Source organism: Bifidobacterium avesanii (genome assembly GCF_009299475.1).
In the GTDB taxonomy this organism is placed as follows: Bacteria; Actinomycetota; Actinomycetes; order Actinomycetales; family Bifidobacteriaceae; genus Bifidobacterium; species Bifidobacterium avesanii.
Map to the genome: position 1 here is coordinate 1 of NZ_WBSN01000029.1, position 18723 is coordinate 18723.

The 18723-nt window shown below is 67.2% G+C and carries 15 protein-coding genes; 8 read left to right on the forward strand and 7 right to left on the reverse strand.

Features of this window, described 5'->3' with window-relative positions:
• The first annotated feature begins 519 nt into the window (after positions 1–519).
• From DSM100685_RS10075 to DSM100685_RS10085, 3 genes are all read left to right on the forward strand, one after another.
• On the forward strand, positions 520–2970 hold the full coding sequence (locus DSM100685_RS10075) for an alpha-1,4-glucan--maltose-1-phosphate maltosyltransferase (protein ID WP_152351206.1): 2451 nt from the start codon (positions 520–522) through the stop codon (positions 2968–2970).
• A 45-nt stretch (positions 2971–3015) separates the two neighbouring features.
• Complete coding sequence (locus DSM100685_RS10080; protein ID WP_152351207.1) at positions 3016–3513, forward strand: inorganic diphosphatase; 498 nt, start codon at positions 3016–3018, stop codon at positions 3511–3513.
• Positions 3514–3863: 350 nt separating this feature from the next.
• On the forward strand, positions 3864–4439 hold the full coding sequence (locus DSM100685_RS10085; protein WP_152351208.1) for a manganese efflux pump MntP: 576 nt from the start codon (positions 3864–3866) through the stop codon (positions 4437–4439).
• 174 nt (positions 4440–4613) lie between these two features.
• On the opposite strand, the gene DSM100685_RS10090 is transcribed toward DSM100685_RS10085, so the two are convergent.
• The gene (locus DSM100685_RS10090) at positions 4614–5396 is read right to left on the reverse strand and encodes a hypothetical protein (RefSeq protein WP_152351209.1); all 783 of its coding nucleotides are present in this window, start codon (positions 5394–5396) and stop codon (positions 4614–4616) included.
• A 106-nt stretch (positions 5397–5502) separates the two neighbouring features.
• On the opposite strand from DSM100685_RS10090, the gene DSM100685_RS10095 reads away from it, so the two are divergent.
• The 4 genes from DSM100685_RS10095 to valS all read left to right on the forward strand — a co-directional run bounded on the left by DSM100685_RS10095 (position 5503) and on the right by valS (position 11489).
• Positions 5503–6336 carry a winged helix-turn-helix transcriptional regulator gene (locus tag DSM100685_RS10095; protein ID WP_152351210.1) on the forward strand — a complete coding sequence of 278 codons (834 nt, stop codon included), beginning with the start codon at positions 5503–5505 and terminating at the stop codon, positions 6334–6336.
• Between the two features lie 5 nt (positions 6337–6341).
• The gene (gene nth, locus DSM100685_RS10100) at positions 6342–7010 is read left to right on the forward strand and encodes an endonuclease III (RefSeq protein WP_163200787.1); all 669 of its coding nucleotides are present in this window, start codon (positions 6342–6344) and stop codon (positions 7008–7010) included.
• Positions 7011–7079: 69 nt separating this feature from the next.
• Positions 7080–8663 carry an ABC transporter substrate-binding protein gene (locus DSM100685_RS10105; protein ID WP_152351211.1) on the forward strand — a complete coding sequence of 528 codons (1584 nt, stop codon included), beginning with the start codon at positions 7080–7082 and terminating at the stop codon, positions 8661–8663.
• Between the two features lie 78 nt (positions 8664–8741).
• Positions 8742–11489 (forward strand): valine--tRNA ligase, encoded by a 2748-nt coding sequence (valS, locus tag DSM100685_RS10110; protein WP_152351212.1) that lies wholly within the window; start codon positions 8742–8744, stop codon positions 11487–11489.
• A 403-nt stretch (positions 11490–11892) separates the two neighbouring features.
• Here the strand turns inward: valS and DSM100685_RS10115 are convergent, their stop codons facing one another.
• The 5 genes from DSM100685_RS10115 to DSM100685_RS10135 form a co-directional block, all read right to left on the reverse strand.
• Positions 11893–12096, reverse strand: coding sequence for a CopG family antitoxin (locus DSM100685_RS10115; protein WP_204314199.1), 204 nt, complete (start codon positions 12094–12096; stop codon positions 11893–11895).
• Entirely contained in the window at positions 12086–12388 is a 303-nt protein-coding gene (locus DSM100685_RS10120) for a BrnT family toxin (RefSeq protein ID WP_152351214.1), read from the reverse strand. Before DSM100685_RS10120 ends, DSM100685_RS10115 begins: the two co-directional genes overlap by 11 nt.
• A gap of 52 nt (positions 12389–12440) precedes the next feature.
• The gene (locus DSM100685_RS10125; protein ID WP_152351215.1) at positions 12441–14429 is read right to left on the reverse strand and encodes a hypothetical protein; all 1989 of its coding nucleotides are present in this window, start codon (positions 14427–14429) and stop codon (positions 12441–12443) included.
• An 87-nt stretch (positions 14430–14516) separates the two neighbouring features.
• A complete protein-coding gene (locus DSM100685_RS10130; RefSeq protein ID WP_152351216.1) occupies positions 14517–14915 on the reverse strand; it encodes a chorismate mutase in 399 nt (132 codons plus the stop codon).
• Positions 14916–14950: 35 nt separating this feature from the next.
• Entirely contained in the window at positions 14951–15370 is a 420-nt protein-coding gene (locus DSM100685_RS10135; RefSeq protein WP_152351217.1) for an Lrp/AsnC family transcriptional regulator, read from the reverse strand.
• A 238-nt stretch (positions 15371–15608) separates the two neighbouring features.
• Here DSM100685_RS10135 and DSM100685_RS10140 point away from each other — a divergent pair, with 238 nt between their 5' ends.
• The gene (locus DSM100685_RS10140; protein ID WP_152351218.1) at positions 15609–16853 is read left to right on the forward strand and encodes a pyridoxal phosphate-dependent aminotransferase; all 1245 of its coding nucleotides are present in this window, start codon (positions 15609–15611) and stop codon (positions 16851–16853) included.
• A 105-nt stretch (positions 16854–16958) separates the two neighbouring features.
• Here the strand turns inward: DSM100685_RS10140 and rho are convergent.
• On the reverse strand, positions 16959–18723 hold a 1765-nt coding region (gene rho, locus DSM100685_RS10145), incomplete at its 5' end, for a transcription termination factor Rho (protein WP_152351219.1).

The following is an 18723-nucleotide window of genomic DNA, read 5'->3' on the forward strand; positions in this document are numbered from 1 at the left end:
ATGATCTCGGGCGCGTTGATGCGGTCGTCGTAGAACAGGCCGACGACCATGCGCTTGACGTCCTTGCGGTACATTGCGGACTCCAATCCGGACGCCAAAGCGTCCAACTTTTCGTCCGCACCCCCAATCGTCCCGCACCCCACTGAATTCGCTCAATCCATGCGCATCCATCCGCAAATTGAGCAGATCCAATGCCGTGCGCCGTCCAATCGTCCCGCACCCCACTGAATTCGCTCAATCCATGCGCATTCATCCGTAAATTGAGCGCAAGCAGTGCATTACAACGATGTAAAGAGCCGCGCCGCATCGAATTCGCTCAATCCGCGGCCAATACCCCCGCATGCATCGTCGCCGCTCGTCCGCCCGCCGCCCAACATGAACGCCGGGCGAACCGGAATTGACGCGATCCGGAACGCCAACCAAACGTTGTGCGGATTCGAATCGAATCAATAGGGGGAAAACGCCCGAAGATACAAACTCGACATCTCAAAACGATTGACATGCCCTACGATGGGCCTTATGGCTACACAACATCGCGCCAATAAGCGCACTGAAGAATCACACTCCACCGCCATCGCCCCCGGGACGTCGAAAGCCGCCGAGTCAACGAAGACCGTGACGTCGACGACCGCCGTCAAGACGACCCACGCCGCGACGGCAGCCACGGCGACCGCAACCGCAACCGCCAAGGCCGACAAGGCGGACAAGCCCGCCGCGGCGACCAAGCGCGCCACGCGCAGGACGTCGGCCGCCTCCAAGACCGCCGCCAAGACCGCGGGCACCGCAACCAAGACGGCCCGCACGCGCAGGACGACCGCCAAGACCACCGCCTCCAAGACGGCGGCTGCTAAGACCGCGTCCACCGTCCCCGTGCCGGTGTTCGACGCCAACGGCGAGGCCGCGGCGCCCACCATCCCGGCGCTCGAGCCGCAGCAGTTCGGCCGCGTCGTCGTGCTGGACGTCACGCCCGGCGAGGAGGCCAACCGCTTCCCGGCGCGCGTGGAGATCGGCGAGGCGTTCCACGTGACCGCCGAGGTGTTCATCGAGGGACGCACCAAGGCCGGCGCCACCGCCGTGCTGCGCAACCCGCGCGGCCGCGAGATGATGCGCCGCCAGATGGTCTGCGTCAACCCCGGTCTGGACCGCTGGGCCACCGACCTCAAGGCCGGCGAGCGCTCCGACCTGAAGCCGTGGGACAAGGACTACGCGCAGGTCAAGCGCCAGCTCGGCGACTGGACCCTGACCGTGGAGGGCTGGGAGGACACCTACCGCTCCTGGCTGCACGACGCGCGTATCAAGGTGCAGGTGAACGACGACGTGGAGAATGCCCTCAAGGAGGGCTCCGCGCTGCTGCGCCGGTGGGCCGAGACCGAGGACGCGCACCTCAAGGCCGCCCAGCGCGGTCTGCTGCAGGACGCCGCCGACGAGATGGACGACCAGTCCTTCTCCCCCGCCGAGCGTCTGGCCGCGGCCGACAACGCCGAGATCGAAGCCCTGCACGACACCAACCCGCTGCGCGACGCCCTGTCCGAGGGCACCCCGCGCACGATCCGCGTGCAGCGCCCGAAGTCCAGCTTCGCCGCCTGGTACCAGTTCTTCCCGCGCTCCGAGGGCGCCTACGTGGACAAGGCGACCGGCAAGATCGTGCAGGGCACGCTGAAGACCTCGGTGATCGGCCTGGAGCGCGCCAAGCGCGAGGGCTTCGACATCGTCTACCTGCCCCCGATCTTCCCGATCGGCGTGACCAACCGCAAGGGCAAGAACAACGCGCTCGTCGCCGGCCCGGACGACCCGGGCTCGGTGTTCGGCATCGGCTCGGCCGAGGGCGGCCACGACACGGTCGACCCGAAGCTCGGCACGATGGAGGACTTCGAGGCGCTCGTCGCCAAGGCCCACGAGATGGGGCTGGAGATCGCGCTCGACTTCGCCCTGCAGTGCTCGCCCGACCACCCGTGGGTCAAGGCGCACCCGAACTGGTTCCGCCACAAGCCGGACGGCACGATCGCCTTCGCCGAGAACCCGCCGAAGAAGTATCAGGACATCTACCCGATCGACTTCAACGCGGACCTGCCCGGCATCGAGAAGGAGGTCGAGCGCATCCTCGAGCTGTGGATCAAGGCCGGCGTGACGATCTTCCGCATCGACAACCCGCACACCAAGCCGGTGCGCTTCTGGCAGGACGTGATCGCCGCGGTGACCAAGCGCCACCCGGAGATCCTGTTCCTCGCCGAGGCGTTCACCCGCCCGGGCATGATGCGCGCGCTGAGCTACGCGGGCTTCACGCAGTCGCACTGCTACTTCCCGTGGCGCAACACCAAGGAGGAGCTGGAGGAGTACCTCGCCGAGACGAACGGCGACGACGGCTACTACCAGCACAACACCTTCTGGCCGTCCACCCCGGACATCCTCACCGCCTACCTGCGCGACAACGGCATCGCCGGCCACGCGGTGCGCGCGGTGCTCGCGTCCATGGGCTCGCCGAGCTGGGGCATGTACTCCGGCTACGAGCTCATCGAGAACGTGCAGCGCCCGGGCTTCGAGGAGGCCATCGACAACGAGAAGTACGAGATCAAGGTGCGCGACTGGGCCAACGCCGAGAAGTACGGCATCGCCGGCCTGCTCGCCTCCCTGAACCGCGTGCGCCGCGAGCACGCCGACCTGTTCGGCTACCACAACCTCACCGTGCTGGACAGCAAGGATCCGAGCATCCTCGCGTTCGCCCGCCACACCCCGGCGGAGCTCACCGAGTCGGGCAAGCCGGAGACGCTGATCGTGGTGGTGAACCTCGACGGCCACAACGCGCACCAGTCGCTCGTGCACCTCGAGCTGCCGGACTTCGGCATCGACCCGGCCAAGGGCGCGCACCTGCGCGACGAGCTGACCGGCCGCGAGTTCGACTGGGGCTGGGACAACTTCGTCTCGCTGGCCCCGTGGGCGGACGTGGCCCACGTGCTGACCGTCGAGTACTGATATAACTAGATATTGCATTTGCCAACGTTCATCAAGGAGACTGAAATGGCAGAAACCTTCAACGTCGTGGTGGAGATCCCCCGCGGCTCCAAGAACAAGTACGAAGTGGACCAGGAGACCGGCCGCGTGTTCCTGGACCGCGAGCTGTTCACCGCCATGGGCTACCCGGACGACTACGGCTACATCGAGGGCACCCTCGGCGAGGACGGCGATCCGCTGGACGCCCTCGTGATGGTCAACAACTCCGTGTTCCCGGGCTGCGTCATCGAGTGCCGCGCCGTGGGCCTGTACCACATGGAGGACGAAGAGGGCGGCGACGACAAGGTGCTGTGCGTGCCGGCCGACGTGCGCTACGACGGCATCCAGGACGTCAAGGACGTCAACGAGTACCACCTCAAGGAGATCAAGCACTTCTTCGAGCAGTACAAGGCCCTCGAGCCCAACAAGGAGGTCCTGCCGGGCGACTACTGGACCGGCGCCGAGCAGGCCGAGAAGGAGATCGTCGAGGCCCGCAAGCGCCTTGCCGATTCCCAGGCCAAGTGATCACCCGGTGATCCACGGTCGGCCGGCATGCCGATTGGCCGGCCGGCTGACTGATCGGGTTGACTGATCGGTTTGACTGATCGAACGAGGGGCCGCCTTTCCGCCATCGCGACGGAGGGGCGGCCCTTCGCGTTGCCGCCGCGTCAGCCACGCCGGCGGCGCATCCGTGCTACAATCGTGCCCCGTAATTGCGTACGACTGGCGAACAGCATTCGTATGGGGATTCAAAGCCGGCTTGAGACCGGCAGTTTGAATGTCGGCGCCCGACTAGGCGTAGGCGGTCGAAGAGACTGGTCGAGGCCCATCCGTCGGTCTCTATGGGCCCGGCGAGATGAACCATTTGCACATACATGATCGTTGAAATTCTGCTCATCGCACTGTCCGTTTCCATGGATGCCTTCGCCGTCGCCATCGGCAAGGGCCTGACCGTCTCCCACAAGGTCCGCTGGCAGGACGCCGCCAAGGTGGGCCTGTGGTTCGGCGGATTCCAGGCGCTCTTCCCGATCCTCGGCTATCTGGCCGCCTCCACGTTCAGCCAGTACGTGACGGCCGTGGACCACTGGATCATCTTCGGCCTGCTGCTGTTCATCGGCGGCAACATGATCTACGAGGCCATCTTCAAGGACGACGAGGAGGACGCCGAGGCCACCCCGGACTTCGACTGGAAGCACATGCTCCCGCTGGCCATCGCCACCAGCATCGACGCCTTCGCGGTGGGCGTGAGCTTCGCGTTCATGCCGATCAACATCACGCTCGCCGTGGTGCTCATCGGCGTCACGACCGGCCTGTTCTCGCTCGCCGGCGTGTACATCGGCCACTTCTTCGGCGCGCGCTGGCAAAAGCCCGCGCAGATCGCCGGCGGCACGGTGCTCGTGCTCATCGGCCTGCGCGTGCTGCTCGAGCATCTGGGCCTCATCGCGTTCTGAGCGTTCCTCCCCGTCTCGGCCCTCCGTTTCTGCCTAATCTGCGCCAGCACATTGCCAGATTGGGCAGATTCGCCATCTGAGAGGGCGATCGGGGCGCCTCATCCTGCGTTCCTGCCCAATCCTGCATTCTGCGCGCGCAAATTGGGCAGGAACGGGACGGACGGCTCCGGCTGCTCACCAGTTGAGCGGGAACATCATCGCGAGCGTGCCCAGAAAGACCGGCATGCCGGCGACCATGACGGGCATGAGCCCCAACCCGATCCAGCGGCGGGGCGCCACCAGATCGTCGTCGCCGCGCCACAGCACGCCGATGCCGCCGACGGCCAGCACCAGCACGAGCACGACGGCGCACGCGAATCCGTATTCCCACGCCAATCCGTGGCGCACGGCCTCGCCTTCGAGGAACAGCACGGGCAGGAAGCACCAGCCGCCCGCCGCCGCCGAGCACACGCCGCTGACGATGCAGCGCGAGAGCGTGACGATGAGGTGCGAGCGGTCGCGGCGCAGCATCTGCCGGCCGAATCCGACGATCACCAGCACGGTCATGAGGATGCCGAACAGGCAGGCCCAGCGCACGGACGCGCTGCGGTAGGTCACGTAGCGGTCGGCCACGGTGAGCACGCGCCAGCCGAAGCCCACGGAGCACAGGCCCAGGGCCAGCGAGAACAGGCGGCTGAACCATCCCAGTCCGGGCATTCCCTCGAACGGCCAATACCAATGGAACACGACCACGAGCAGCGCGGCGCCGATCACCGGGCTCAGCGTGCCCGGATCGAACGCGTACTGGAGCGGCAGACCCGCCACCACGGGCAGCAGCGACAGCGCCGCGAGCGCCAGATAGGCGACGGCCTGCACGGCCACGATCCGCCCGGCCGACGGTCTGTCGGACGGCCTGTCCGCGGGCTTGCCCTGCGACGGCTTCAGATTGTTTGCGCTAGTGTGGTCCACAGTTCCCATACTGTATCCGCAAGTGTCCACAATCGCCGTGCACGCGCATCATATGCCGACGGCGACGCTATGATGATCGTTAACACACACGAAGAATCGACAAAAGGGGAGCATCGTGACGGACTTGACACTGATGACGGCTGCGAGCGACCCCGCGTCCGTGCTCCCCTCGCTCGCACTGCTGTCGCATCGCGTCCGCGTGCTGCCGCTGGACGCCGCCTCGCTGGTGAAAATGCCGGAGAGCACCATTCTGTTCCTCGACGCCCGCGACGATCTGGCGTCCGCCAAGACGCTGTGCCGCCTGATCCACGCCTCCGGCCTGTCCACGCCGATCGTGCTGGTGCTCACCGAGGGCGGGTTCACCGTGGTCAACGCCGAGTGGGGCGTGGCGGACGTAATCGTGTCCACCGCCTCCCCCGCCGAGGTCGAGGCCCGTCTGCGGCTCGTCTCCGAGCGCGGCGGCGCGTACGCGAGCGCGTTCGGCGGCTCGTCCCCGTCCGGCTCGGACGGCTCGGCGGTCTCCACGGAGGACGGGCAGATCCGCTCCGGCGACCTCGTGGTGGACACCAACGGCTACACGGCCTCCCTGCACGGCCATCCGATCGATCTGGCGTACAAGGAGTTCGAGCTGCTCAAGTACCTCATCCAACACCCCGGCCGCGTGTTCACGCGCGCCCAGCTGCTGCAGGAGGTGTGGGGCTACGACTACTACGGCGGCACCCGCACGGTGGACGTGCACATCCGTCGTCTGCGCGCCAAGCTGGGCGGCGAATACGAGCATCTCATCGGCACCGTGCGCAACGTGGGCTACCGCTTCGACCCGCCGGAGGACGAGCAGCACGCCGACGACGCCCGCGCGCAGGCCGCCAAGTCCAAGGCGCGCGCCAAGGCCGCCGAGGACGACGCGGATGCGGACGGCGACGCGGACGCCGATTCCGAAGCGGCCTGACCGCAATGCCCCGCGAATCCAAGGCGGCGCGCGTCAAGCGCATGCACGCCGAATACGCGCTGCTCACCGAGGAAATCCCCGCCCCCAAATGCGCGCTCAGCTTCTCCACGCCGCTGCAGCTGCTCATCGCCACGGTGCTGAGCGCCCAGACGACCGACAAGCGCGTGAACACCGTCACCCCGGAGCTGTTCGCCACGTATCCCACGGCCGCCGCGCTGGCCGCCGCGAACCCTGCGGACGTGGAGGCGATCATCCACCCGCTGGGCTTCTACCGCTCCAAGACCAAGAACCTGCTGGGGCTCGCCGCCGCGCTTGAGGAGCGCTTCGGAGGCGAGGTGCCGCGGGCCATGGAGCAGCTCACCACGCTGCCCGGCGTGGGGCGCAAGACCGCGAACGTGGTGCTGGGCAACGCGTTCGGCGTCCCCGGGTTTCCGGTGGACACGCATGTGATCCGCGTCACCGGGCGGCTGCGGTGGCGCGCCGACTGGAACGCCGCGCACCCCGACCCGGTGAAGATCGAGCGCGAGATCTGCGCGTGCTTCCCGCCCGAGGAGTGGACGGACCTGTCGCACCGGCTGATTCTGCACGGACGTGCCGTGTGCCACGCGCGCAAGCCGGACTGCGCCGCCTGCCCGCTCGCCGGCACGTGCCCGTCGGCGCCCATACTGGGCTGACGGCCCCGGCGATGTCCCCGGCCGCCCGTTTCCCGGCCGCTCGTCCCCCGCGCCGGTAGACTGGCGGGTATGCAGAGGCATTCCCGTACCGCGCTGCGCCTGCCGAACGGCGGCGTGCAGTCGGCCATCGTATTCATCGTGATGCTGGCGATCCTGTCGGCCCTGGTGTGGGGCGGCTACACCGTCATGCGCCGAGGGGGGATCGGCGGCATCACGGCCGCCATCGAGGAGGCGGAGCAGGGCGCGGACTCCGGCCCGAGCGTGACGGTGGGGGTCACGACCGGCTCGCCGCAGTCGCTCGACATCCGCACCGACGTCTCCGACGCGGTGGAGCAGGCACTGCTCGGCAACGTGTACGAGACGCTCGTGGGCCGCGACGAGAACAACCAGGTCCAGCCGGGCCTCGCCTCGAGCTGGGACGTCTCCGCCGACGCCCTGACCTACACGTTCCACCTCAACGCCGGCATGAAGTTCTCCAACGGGCACACGCTGGACGCGCAGGACGTGGCGTGGTCGCTGCAGCAGACCGTGCAGAACAAGTACGTTGAGGCCGCCAAGCTCACCAACCTCGCCGGCGTGAGCAATCCGGACGCCTCCACGGTGACGGTCACGCTGAGCGCGCCGAACCCGAACCTGCTGTGGCTGCTCTCCGGGCGCGACGGCATCGTGTACGACTCAGAGGCCAACGTCGACTACGCCTCGCAGGCGGTGGGCTCCGGCCCGTTCACCGTGGCCGACTTCGCCAAGGACGACCATCTCACCCTGAAGCGCAACCTGAAGTATTGGAAGGCGGACGGCAAGGCGAAGAGCGCCACCGTGACGCTCAGATACTTCTCCGACGGGGCCGCCGCGGCGGACGCGGTGGTCAGGGGCGAGGCGGACGCGCTGGTGGACGCCCCGGTCTCCACGCTCGAGACCCTGCGCGCGCAGGGCGACGCGGTCACGCTCACGCAGGGCGAAAGCACGCGCAAGGTGCTGCTCGGCTACAACGGCAAGGCCGATTCGATCTTCTCCGAGGTGCATCTGCGCCAAGGCCTGCGCTACGTGATCGACAAGCAGCGGATCATCGATGCGAACGGCGCCGCGGAGGCGATCGGCGGCCCGATCCCCCGCCTCGACCCGGGCTACGAGGACCTGACCGGCCTGTACCCACACGACGCCGCCAAGGCCCACTCGGTGCTCAACTACTTCGGCTTCCGCTACCGCCTGCGGCTCGTCTATCCCGAACGGTACGGCCAGCAGATCGGCGACATGATCGTCGACTCCCTCAAGTCGTTCGGCTACTCCAACGTGACCGCGCAGATGGTGGACGACGCCGCATGGCAGACGCAGGTGGTGCAGAACCGCGACTTCGACATGACGATCTTCGACATGGACGACAGCCACGACGTGCTGGACCTCGCCGACCCGAGCCTGTTCCTCGGCTACACGGACGCGCAGGCCGAGCAGCTGGCCGCGCAGGCCAAGGCCGCCACGAACGACCAGGACTACGCGGACCGGCTCAAGGCGCTCGGACGGCGGCTTTCGGAGAACGCCATCGCGGACTTCCTGTACGTGGAGCGCCCGTGGCTCGCGCAGCGCCAAGGCGTGAGCGGGCTGCCGACCAACCGCACCGACGTGTTCCTGCCGCTCGCCGGGCTCGCCAAGGCGTGAGACGGACGGCGCGGACAGCGCAGGACGGGCGGAAAATGCCGTCAGGCCTTGTCAGCGAGCCTATCTAAACTGACGGCTATGACCGATCAGCAAGAAGAAGGCATCATCAAGGCCGACCTCACCCCGCTTCCGGACAAGGTGGGCGTCGAGGGCCTCGAAGACAAATGGCGTGAAACCTGGGACGAATCCGGCGTCTACAAGTTCGGCGGCACCCGCGACCGCAAGGCCGTCTACTCCATCGATACCCCGCCGCCCACCGTCTCCGGGCACCTGCACGTGGGCCACGTGTTCAGCTACACCCACACGGACGTGATCGCCCGCTACAAGCGCATGCGCGGCTACGACGTGTTCTACCCGATGGGCTGGGACGACAACGGCCTGCCCACCGAGCGCCGCGTGCAGAACTACTACGGCGTGCGCGTGGACGTGTCGCTGCCGTACGATCCGGACTTCAAGCCCCCGTTCGAGGGCACCGACGGCAAGAAGATCGACGCCAAGGACCAGGTGCCGGTCAGCCGCAAGAACTTCATCGAGCTGTGCGAGAAGCTCACCGCGCAGGACGAGAAGCAGTTCGAGGCGCTGTGGCGCTCCCTCGGCCTGTCCATCGACTGGTCGCAGACCTACCACACCATCGGCGAGCACCCGCAGCGCGTGGCCCAGAAGGCGTTCCTGAGGAACCTGGCCCGCGGCGAGGCCTACCAGCAGGACGCCCCCGGCCTGTGGGACGTGACGTTCCAGACCGCCGTGGCGCAGGCCGAGCTCGAGTCCCGCGAGTACCCGGGCTTCTACCACAAGGTGGCGTTCCGCTTCGAGGACGGCACCCCGATCTACATCGAGACGACCCGCCCCGAGCTGCTCGCGGCCTGCACGTCCCTGATCGCGAACCCGGACGACGACCGCTACAAGAAGTACTTCGGCCAGTACGTCTACTCCCCGCTGTTCAAGGTCAAGGTGCCGATCCTCGCGCACCCGGCCGCGGAGATGGACAAGGGCGCCGGCATCGCCATGTGCTGCACCTTCGGCGACGTGACCGACGTGCAGTGGTGGCGCGACCTCAAGCTGCCCACCCGCCCGATCATCCAGCGCAACGGCCGCATCATCATGAGCGTGCCGGACTGGATCACCGACGAGGGAGGCAAGGCGATCTTCGAGGAGACCGAGGGCAAGACCACGTTCTCCGCACGCAAGATCATCGTCGACCACCTGCGCGAATCCGGCGATCTGGACGGCGAACCCACGCCGACCAAGCGTATGACGAACTTCTACGAGAAGGGCGACAAGCCGCTCGAGATCGTTACCTCCCGCCAGTGGTACCTCAAGAACGGCGGCACCGACGCCAAGCTCAACGCCGAACTCATCGAGCGCGGCAAGGAGCTCAACTTCCACCCCGACTTCATGCGCGTGCGCTACGAGAACTGGGTCCACGGCCTCAATGGCGACTGGCTCATCTCCCGCCAGCGCTTCTTCGGCGTCCCGTTCCCGCTGTGGTACCCGGTGCTCGAGGACGGCACGACCGACTACGACTACCCGATCACGCCGAGCGAGGACGTGCTGCCCATCGACCCGACCATCGACGTGCCGGCCGGCTACACCGCCGAACAGCGCGACGTGCCCGGCGGCTTCACGGCCGAGAAGGACATCATGGACACGTGGGCGACCTCCTCGCTCACCCCGCAGATCGTGACCCACTGGGAGGAGCCGGACGAGGCGTCCAAGGCGCTGTTCAAGGCCACGTTCCCCATGGATCTGCGCCCGCAGGGCCAGGACATCATCCGCACCTGGCTGTTCAGCACCATGGACCGCGCGCACCTCGAGAACCACTGCCTGCCGTGGAGCAACACCACGCTGTCCGGCTGGATCCTCGACCCCGACCACAAGAAGATGTCCAAGTCCAAGGGCAACGTCGTGGTCCCGAACAAGCCGATCAACCAGTTCGGCGCGGACGCCGTGCGCTACTGGGCCGCCTCCGCGCGCCTGGGCCTCGACGCCACGTACGACGAGGGCCAGATGAAGATCGGCCGCCGCCTCGCCATCAAGCTGCTCAACGCCACCAAGTTCGCGCTGGCGATCGGCCGCGAGGACGAGAACCACCACGTGGGCTCCGCGGCGACCGCCGTGTGGAACCCGGCCGACGTGACCGAACCGCTGGACCGCGCCGCCATGGCCAAGATGGCGCTCGTGATCCGCCAGGCCACCGACGCGATGGAGGCCTACGAGCACTCCAAGGCGCTGGAGGTCATCGAAAGCTACTTCTGGCAGTTCTGCGACGACTACATCGAGCTGGTCAAGAACCGCGCCTACGGCACCCCGGACGAGCACGGCAAGACCCCGAGCGAGAAGGCCGTGAAGTCGGCCCGCACCACGCTGGGTCTGGGCCTCGACGCCTTCGCGCGCCTGCTGGCCCCGTACCTGCCGTTCGCCACCGAGGAGGTCTGGAGCTGGATGCACGCCGGCGCCGGTTCGGTGCACAAGGCCGCATGGCCCACCCCGGAGCCCTACGTGGCCGCCGCGTCCGGCGTCTCCCCCGAGACGCTCGCGTGGGCCGGCAAGGCCGTGGAGCAGCTGCGCAAGATCAAGTCCGAGGCGAAGGTCTCCATGAAGACGCCGATCCTCTCGGTGGCGCTGTCCGCCGTGCACGAGGGCGCCGAGGCCATCCGCTCCGCGATCGACGACATCGCGCAGGCCGGACGCGTGGTCGGCAAGTTCGACCTTGTGGAGAAGCACGCCGAGGAGGCCGCCGCATCCGACGAGGAAGGCGCCGACGAGACCGTGATCATCGCCGCCAGCGAACTCGGCGAGCCGCCGGCCAAGAAGCCCAAGGCCTGAGCCGACGGCATAGGTCCGTTTTGAGGGCGGGCGGGTGTCCGTACACTGCATGGTCAATGCACGGACACCCGCCCGCCTTTTTCTTTTTCCGTCCTTTGGCCCTTGGGATTCTTTCTTCTTGTCTCTTCCCTTGTCTGGGCTTTGTGCGGAGCGAACCCTAGACGAACCCCGGATGCCCCAGACGCGAACCCTATTGCCGTTTTGCCGAGGTGGTGACATCGTGGGCACAATGGGCCCACGCTGTGCCCACAATGTCACCAGCGCCCGTGAACATCAATGGCATTCCCCGCCCGGAACGCCCTAGAACAAGCCCGAGCCATAAGGACGAGCCGCCGCTACCCCGCTACCCCATGAATTTGTTGACGATGGCGCCGAGGCCGGGATGGAGGAGATGACGGCGCCGCTAGGCGAACATGAGCCGTTTGTTTTCGCGTGCGCACTGCACCAGATACAGGTTGATGAGGTTCTGGTACGGTATGCCGGTCTCCGCGGCCAGATTCTTGAAATAGTCGATGGCCGTTGCGTCAAGGTTCATGGTCACGGCCTTGCGTTCCCGCTTCACATACGGGTTGGGTCGGGAATCGCTGAAATCATAGTTATCGAGCATCGTAGAACCTCCCATACTGCTTCGACTCGTATTTGTTGGCTTTTCTGGCCGAGATGATGCGAATGGCGCCGTGTCGTTCCCGCTGGCAATGCACCACGATCAGCAGGCGCGCCTTGGCGCTGATGCCCATCAGGATAAGGTGTTCCTCCTGCAAATCTGAATGTTCGGGATCGTCGATCACCCGAGCAAATGGGTCCTCGAAGGCGGTTGCGGCCTCCGTAAATGTGACGCCGTGCTTGCGTTCGTTGATCGCGGCCTTGGTCTCGTCCCATTCGAAATGCAACTCGTCCATATGTCCTATGGTATGGCCGCCATACATATGAGGTCAATATCAACCCATGAAATCAACCCATGAATTTGTTGACGATGGCGCCGAGGCCGGGGATGGAGGAGGTGACGGCGGTGTCGTCGCCCGAACCGGATGCGGCGAGGGAGTCGGCGTCGCCCACGGCGGGCAGGACCAGCAGGAATGACGCGGAGGAGGTGTGCGCGTTCGCGGCGGAGACCACATCGCCGCCGGAGGTGCCGGAACCGACCGTCACGCCGGATGCGGGCTCGGAAGCCGATGCCGAGCCGGAAACCGAATCATCCGCGGGCAATGCGGCGAGCGCGGCGGTGAGGTCCTGCGCGCAGTCGCCGATCACGGTACTGTCGTCGATGAGCCCGTCGTCGCCGGACGCCAGCAGTGCGGCGGCGTTCTGCGGACGCAGTGCGGACGCGCCGGCTCCGGTGCCGATTGGCGTGAACGGATCGGGCCGGCCGTTCCATAGCGCGACCGCCGACGCGTCGAATGCGCCGGACGGACCGGTCTGCGACGGGGAGGACGAATCGTCGGAGGCGTCGGAACCGCTGAGCTGCGCGCCGAATTCGTCGATGATCCGCCCGAGCATGTTCGCCGCTCCGGTGTGCTCCGAGGCTCCGCTCATGGTCTTGAGCGCCGCGGAGATCTGCCCGGTGATGCGCTGCATGTTCTCGTCCGAGCCGAACGCCTGATTGGTCTGGTCGATCGCCGTCTGCTCGCTGCCGGAGACGCTGCCGCCGGCGTTGACCAGATCGTTGAGCTTCGCGGTGTACGTGTCCGTGTAGGCCATGGAGAACGGGATCATCGCGTTCGCCAGCTGCCCCTGACCGGTCGCATAGCGTGTCTTGCCGGTACCGGCCTCCTTGGTCTGCCGCGCCTTGAGGTCCGCGAGTAGTCCGGTGGTGCCGCGGCGCTGGATCTGCCGGATCACCTCGTCGAGCACGTTCGCGGCGCCCGTGTGCTCGTGCGCGGCGCTCATCGCGTTGACCGCGTTCGCCAGATCGGTCACGGACTGCGCCAGCGACGTCGAGCCGGTCAGTTCGCCGGTCATGCCGATCAGCGCGCCCATCTGCGTCTTGGTGCCGGGCGAGCCGGACAGATGGCTGGAATACGAGCGCACGTAGCGGTCGATGTACACGCCGAACTGTTTCACGTACGCGTCGTGCTTGGCGGCGATCTCCGCATCCGCGGCGGCCTTCTCCTGATCGCGGATGGCGGTCAGCTGGTCGATGAGGGCCTGATGCTCGCCGCTGCCCGCGTTGGTCATGCCGCCGGCAAGGGAGGAGGCGTCCTGCGCGAGGGCCGTCAGACGGTCGCGCAGCGCGTTCCGGTCGGCGGCGGGCGCGGCGGCCACGATGAGCCGTCCCATGCGGAAGGACTTGGCGCTGAGATAGCAGTACCACTCGTTGGTCTGTCCGGCCTTGCCCACGGCCGTCACGCGGAAATCATCCCCGTCGTCGGTCACCGTGGCCCCGTCCGGAGCGGCGACGGCGTCGGTCACGTCGTGCGGCACGGTGAACGTGACGATCGGCGTCGCATCGCGGAAATAGCGGGTGTCGGACAGCGGATTGGCCTCGAGACGTATGCGGATGCCCACGAGCCCGTCCGCGCCCGTCACGGCGGAGGCTGTGGTGTCCGGGCCGTTGAGGCTGTAGGTCACGCGCACGGTCCACGGCAGGGCCTTGGCCCCGGCGGCGAGCACGGTCTGGCTGGCGAGGTCGCCGGCATGGTCGGCGCTGAGGGTCGTCGCATGCCCGCTGGCGTCCACGTCGACGATGGTGCCGGGCGACTGGACGGCGAAGGCGTTGTCCACGATGAGCGGGCCGGGTTCGCCGTCGTCGCCGAACACGGAGAAGACCCGCTGGGTTTTGGCGTAGGAGGCGGTCTGCCCGGCCGTTTGCGCGGCAATCCGGCTTTGCGAAGCATCGCCGTCCGCAATGCCGTCGGACGGCACCGTAAGGGTCAGACCCGCGAGCGCGAGCGCGGCGACGACGGCAGTGCCGGTGCGCGCGATGCCGGTGAATGAAGCCATGCCGCAAGCCGCCCTTTCGTCCGTCCGTCCGCCGTCAGTTGCTCCGCTCCACTGTACGCTCGAACGGGAGCCGGTTGCGACGACAGATCAGGCGAATACGTCGAGTACGCCGGGGTCGCCGCCCGCATCGGCGATGCGCTGGTGGCGCTTCTTGGCCTCGGTCACCACGAACTCACGGTACATTTCGGCGATGTCCGGATCCAGACCGGCCTCCACGGCGATGCGGTGCAGGCGCGCGATCTGATAGTCCTCGCGCTTGTAGTCGGCCGGGGCGAATCCGGCGCGCGCCTTGAGCACGCCCACCTGGGACGTGTACTTGAAGCGCTCGGCCAGCAGCGAGACGATGGCCGTGTCCACGTTGTCGATGGACTGGCGCAGCGCCTTGATCTTCGCCACGGTTTCGGCGATTTCGGGGTGCGCCTTGGCGGCCGCCGAATCGATCACCGTTTCGGATTCGCGTTTTTCGTATTCGCCGGTTTCGTTCATGCCTCCAAGGGTATCGCATCCGGGGTATTGCGGCGCTAGAAATACCGCTTGAGGATCATGGTGGTCTCCGTGCTCACCGGGACCGTGCGGTGGATGAGGTTAAGCAGTTCCTCGAGCTTGCCGGGGCTGGCCACGCGCACCACGAGCATGAAGCTGGGCGCGCCGGCGATGGAGTCGCACGAGACGATGCCCTCGATGTCCCTGAGCTTTTCGGGGATCCGCGCCTCCTGCGCATAGTCGAGCGGGGTGACCGCCACGAACGCGCCGATCGCCAGTCCGCGTTGCTCGGGGTCCACCACGGCCCTGTAGCCGCTGATGACGCCGCGCTTCTCCAGCTTCTGCACGCGCGACTGCACGGCGGACACGGACAGTCCGGTCGCCGCGGCCAGTTCGGACAGCGTCGCGCGGCCGTCCGCCTCCAGCAGGTCCAGAATCCTGTCGTCCACTGTGTCCATCTTGGCCTCCCCGTCGTGCTGTTGCGCTCCGCGGCATGCGCTATGGCATACGCTGCGCGCGATGGTTCCAGACTACCGCGGACCAGCCGGACCGGAACCGTTGCCTCGCCAGCCACCTCTATAACTATCGCAAAACCATATTTTATCCGCCATTTTTTATAATTAACCATAATATTTACGGCATAATCTATACTTAACAGTAGATTTCATGATTTTCGAGCCTTCAAGGAGCATTCGCATGACCAACCCGCGCCTGACCACATCCACCACCGCGTCCGCCGCGCCCACCCCATCGCTCGCCGCCAGCGCGCTCGACATTCCGCGCTCCGGCATCCGCGATATCTTCGACCGCGTGGAGCGCGTGCCGGACGCCATCTCCTTCGCCGTGGGCGAGCCGGGCGAAACCGCCGCGCCGCACATCGTGGACGCCGGTTGCCGCGCGATCATCGAAGGTGACACCCACTACACGAACGTGCTCGGCACCGAGGCGTTCCGCAGGGCCGCCGTCGGCTACACGCGCCGCATCAAGGGGCTCGGCTACAGCCCGGAGCACGAGGTTCAGGCCATCGACGGCGCCACGATCGGCCTGTATCTGGCCCTGAAGGCCGTGATCGACCCGGGCGACGAGGTGATCATCCCCTCCCCGTACTTCACGTCGTATGACGCCGAGGTGATGCTGTGCGGCGGCGTGGTCCGCACGGTCCCCCTGCGCCCCGAGCACGGCATGCGCCTCAACGCCGCGGACATCGAGGCGGCGATCGGCCCCCGCACGCGCGCGGTCATTCTCAACTCCCCCGGCAACCCCACCGGCGCCGTCACGCCCATGGACGAACTCGAGCGCATCGGCGAGGTCTGCGCGCGGCACGGCGTCTGGGCCATTTCCGACGAGGTCTACCATCCGTTCGTGTTCGGCGACGAGGACCTGCACAGCCCCGACTGCATCGGCAGCACCGCGCCCTCGATCGCCGCCGCGCCGGGCATGAGGGAGCGCACGATCATCGTGGAGAGCCTGTCCAAGACGTTCGCCATGACCGGCTGGCGCATCGGCTATCTGCTCGCGCCGCACGCGGTGATCGAACAGACCAGCAAGATCGCCGAGCTCATGCACTCCTCGGTCAATTCGGTGGCCATGGCGGCGGGCGCGGCGGCGCTGAACGGGCCGATGGACCATGTGATCGCCATGAAGCGCCACTACGCCCGCAACCGCGCGATCATCCTCGACGAGCTCGCGGATTGCCGCACGCTGGCGCCCATCACGCCGGAGGGCGCGTTCTACGTGTTCGTGGACGTGCGCGAGACCGGGCTGGACGACGTGACGTTCTGCCACCGCCTGCTGGACGAGGAGCACGTGGCCGCGGTGCCGGGCAGCGCGTTCGGGGCCGCCGGGGCCGGGTTCGTGAGGCTGTCCTACGCCGGCCCGATCGAGCCGACGCGCGAGGGCGTGCGCCGCATGCGCCGGTTCGCCGAGCGGCTGGGCCGTTAAACAACCGTTAAAACGACAAAAGTTGCAGATCCGTGCGCTTCACCACCGATTTTTCGGCGTGAAGCGCGCGGATCTGCAACTTTTGGAAAATGCAGACGCGCGGAACTACTTGTTCTGCGGCAGCGTGGAGGTGATGGCGGCCAGGAAGTCGCGGTTGGACGCGGTCTTCTTGAGGCGCGGCACCAGCGTCTGGTACGCCTGCTCGGCCTCCATGCCGCCGAGCGCGCGACGCAGGCCGTAGATGACGGCCAGCTCGTTCGGCGGGGTGATGAGCTCCTCGCGGCGGGTGCCGGACGCGTTGATGTCGATGGCCGGGAACAGGCGCTTGTCCGCCAGCTCGCGCGACAGGCGCAGCTCCATGTTGCCGGTGCCCTTGAACTCCTCGAAGATCACCTCGTCCATCTTGGAGCCGGTCTCCACCAGCGCGGAGGAGATGATGGTCAGCGAGCCGCCGTTCTCGATGTTGCGGGCGGCGCCGAAGAACTTCTTGGGCGGGTACAGGGCCTGCGCGTCCACGCCGCCGGACAGGATGCGGCCGGAGGCGGGCGCGGCGATGTTGTACGCGCGGGCCAGACGGGTCATGGAGTCGAGCAGCACGACCACGTCCTGGCCGAGCTCCACGAGTCGCTTGGCGCGCTCGATGGCGAGTTCGGCGACGGTGGTGTGGTCGGACGCCGGACGGTCGAACGTGGAGGAGATGACCTCGCCCTGCACCGTGCGCTCCATGTCCGTGACCTCTTCGGGTCGCTCGTCCACCAGCACGACCATGAGGTGCACCTCGGGGTTGTTGGTGGTGATGGAGTTGGCGATGTTCTGCAGGGTGATGGTCTTGCCGGCCTTCGGCGGGGAGACGATCAGACCGCGCTGGCCCTTGCCAATGGGCGAGACGATGTCCATGATGCGGCCGATGAGCTTGTTCGGCGTGGTCTCCTGCTTGAGGCGCTCCTGTGGGTACAGCGGAGTGAGCTTGGCGAACTGCGGGCGATTCTGCGCATCCTCGACGCTCATGCCGTTGATGGAGTCGATGGACTGCAGCGGCACGAACTTCTGGCGCTGGTTGCGGCGGTCGTTCTCGCGCGGGGCGCGGATGGCGCCATGCACGGCGTCGCCCTTCCTCAGGCCGTACTTCTTGACCTGGCCCATGGAGATGTACACGTCGTTCGGGCCGGGCAGGTAGCCGGAGGTGCGCACGAACGCGTAGGAGTCGAGCACGTCGACGATGCCGGCCACGGGGACCAGCTCGTCCTGCGGCTGGTAATCGTCGCGGGAATCGTGCGCGTCGCGGGCGTCACGGGCATCGCGGGCGAAGTCGTCGCGGTCCCGGTCGCGGTTGCGACGGTCGTCACGGTTGTTGCGGTCACGGCGGCCGTTGCGATCGCGTCGGTCGTCGTGGTTGTTGCGATCGCGGCGGTCGCGGCGACGGAAGCCATCCTCCTCCGGCACGTCGCGGTTCTCGCCGCGGGCCGGCAGGTTGGCGAGGATGTCGTCCAGATCGCGCACGTTGCCGTGCTCGTTTTCGCGCGGGGCGGACTCGTCCTGATTGCGGCGACGGCGGCGCGGCAGCTGCAGCGGCTCCTCGTCCTTGGCGGCGCGGTCCTTGCGTGCGCGGGCGGAGTTCTCGTCGATGCCGAGCATGTCGAACAGGTCGCCGGAGGTCTTGCCGTCGGCGGCGGAGGCCGCGCGGGAGGGACGCTCGCGCTTGGCGGCGCGCGGGGCGTCGGCGGACGGCAGGTCGATGTCGAGGTTGATGGCCTTGCGGCGCGGGCGGCGGGTCAGCGGCGCCTCGTCGGCCGCGGAGGCCGGGGCGGACGGAGCCTGAGCCGGGGTCTGGGCGGGCTCGCCGGCCGCGGGGGCGGCAGCGGCCGGCGAG

Bases quoted from the DNA above. Each gene is read 5' to 3' on its own strand.
- DSM100685_RS10075 (WP_152351206.1), top strand. From the start codon at position 520: ATGGCTACACAACATCGCGCCAATAAGCGCACTGAAGAATCACACTCC.
- DSM100685_RS10080 (WP_152351207.1), top strand. From the start codon at position 3,016: ATGGCAGAAACCTTCAACGTCGTGGTGGAGATCCCCCGCGGCTCCAAG.
- DSM100685_RS10085 (WP_152351208.1), top strand. From the start codon at position 3,864: ATGATCGTTGAAATTCTGCTCATCGCACTGTCCGTTTCCATGGATGCC.
- DSM100685_RS10090 (WP_152351209.1), bottom strand. From the start codon at position 5,396: ATGGGAACTGTGGACCACACTAGCGCAAACAATCTGAAGCCGTCGCAG.
- nth (WP_163200787.1), top strand. From the start codon at position 6,342: ATGCCCCGCGAATCCAAGGCGGCGCGCGTCAAGCGCATGCACGCCGAA.
- DSM100685_RS10105 (WP_152351211.1), top strand. From the start codon at position 7,080: ATGCAGAGGCATTCCCGTACCGCGCTGCGCCTGCCGAACGGCGGCGTG.
- valS (WP_152351212.1), top strand. From the start codon at position 8,742: ATGACCGATCAGCAAGAAGAAGGCATCATCAAGGCCGACCTCACCCCG.
- DSM100685_RS10115 (WP_204314199.1), bottom strand. From the start codon at position 12,096: ATGCTCGATAACTATGATTTCAGCGATTCCCGACCCAACCCGTATGTG.
- DSM100685_RS10120 (WP_152351214.1), bottom strand. From the start codon at position 12,388: ATGGACGAGTTGCATTTCGAATGGGACGAGACCAAGGCCGCGATCAAC.
- DSM100685_RS10125 (WP_152351215.1), bottom strand. From the start codon at position 14,429: ATGGCTTCATTCACCGGCATCGCGCGCACCGGCACTGCCGTCGTCGCC.
- DSM100685_RS10130 (WP_152351216.1), bottom strand. From the start codon at position 14,915: ATGAACGAAACCGGCGAATACGAAAAACGCGAATCCGAAACGGTGATC.
- DSM100685_RS10135 (WP_152351217.1), bottom strand. From the start codon at position 15,370: ATGGACACAGTGGACGACAGGATTCTGGACCTGCTGGAGGCGGACGGC.
- DSM100685_RS10140 (WP_152351218.1), top strand. From the start codon at position 15,609: ATGACCAACCCGCGCCTGACCACATCCACCACCGCGTCCGCCGCGCCC.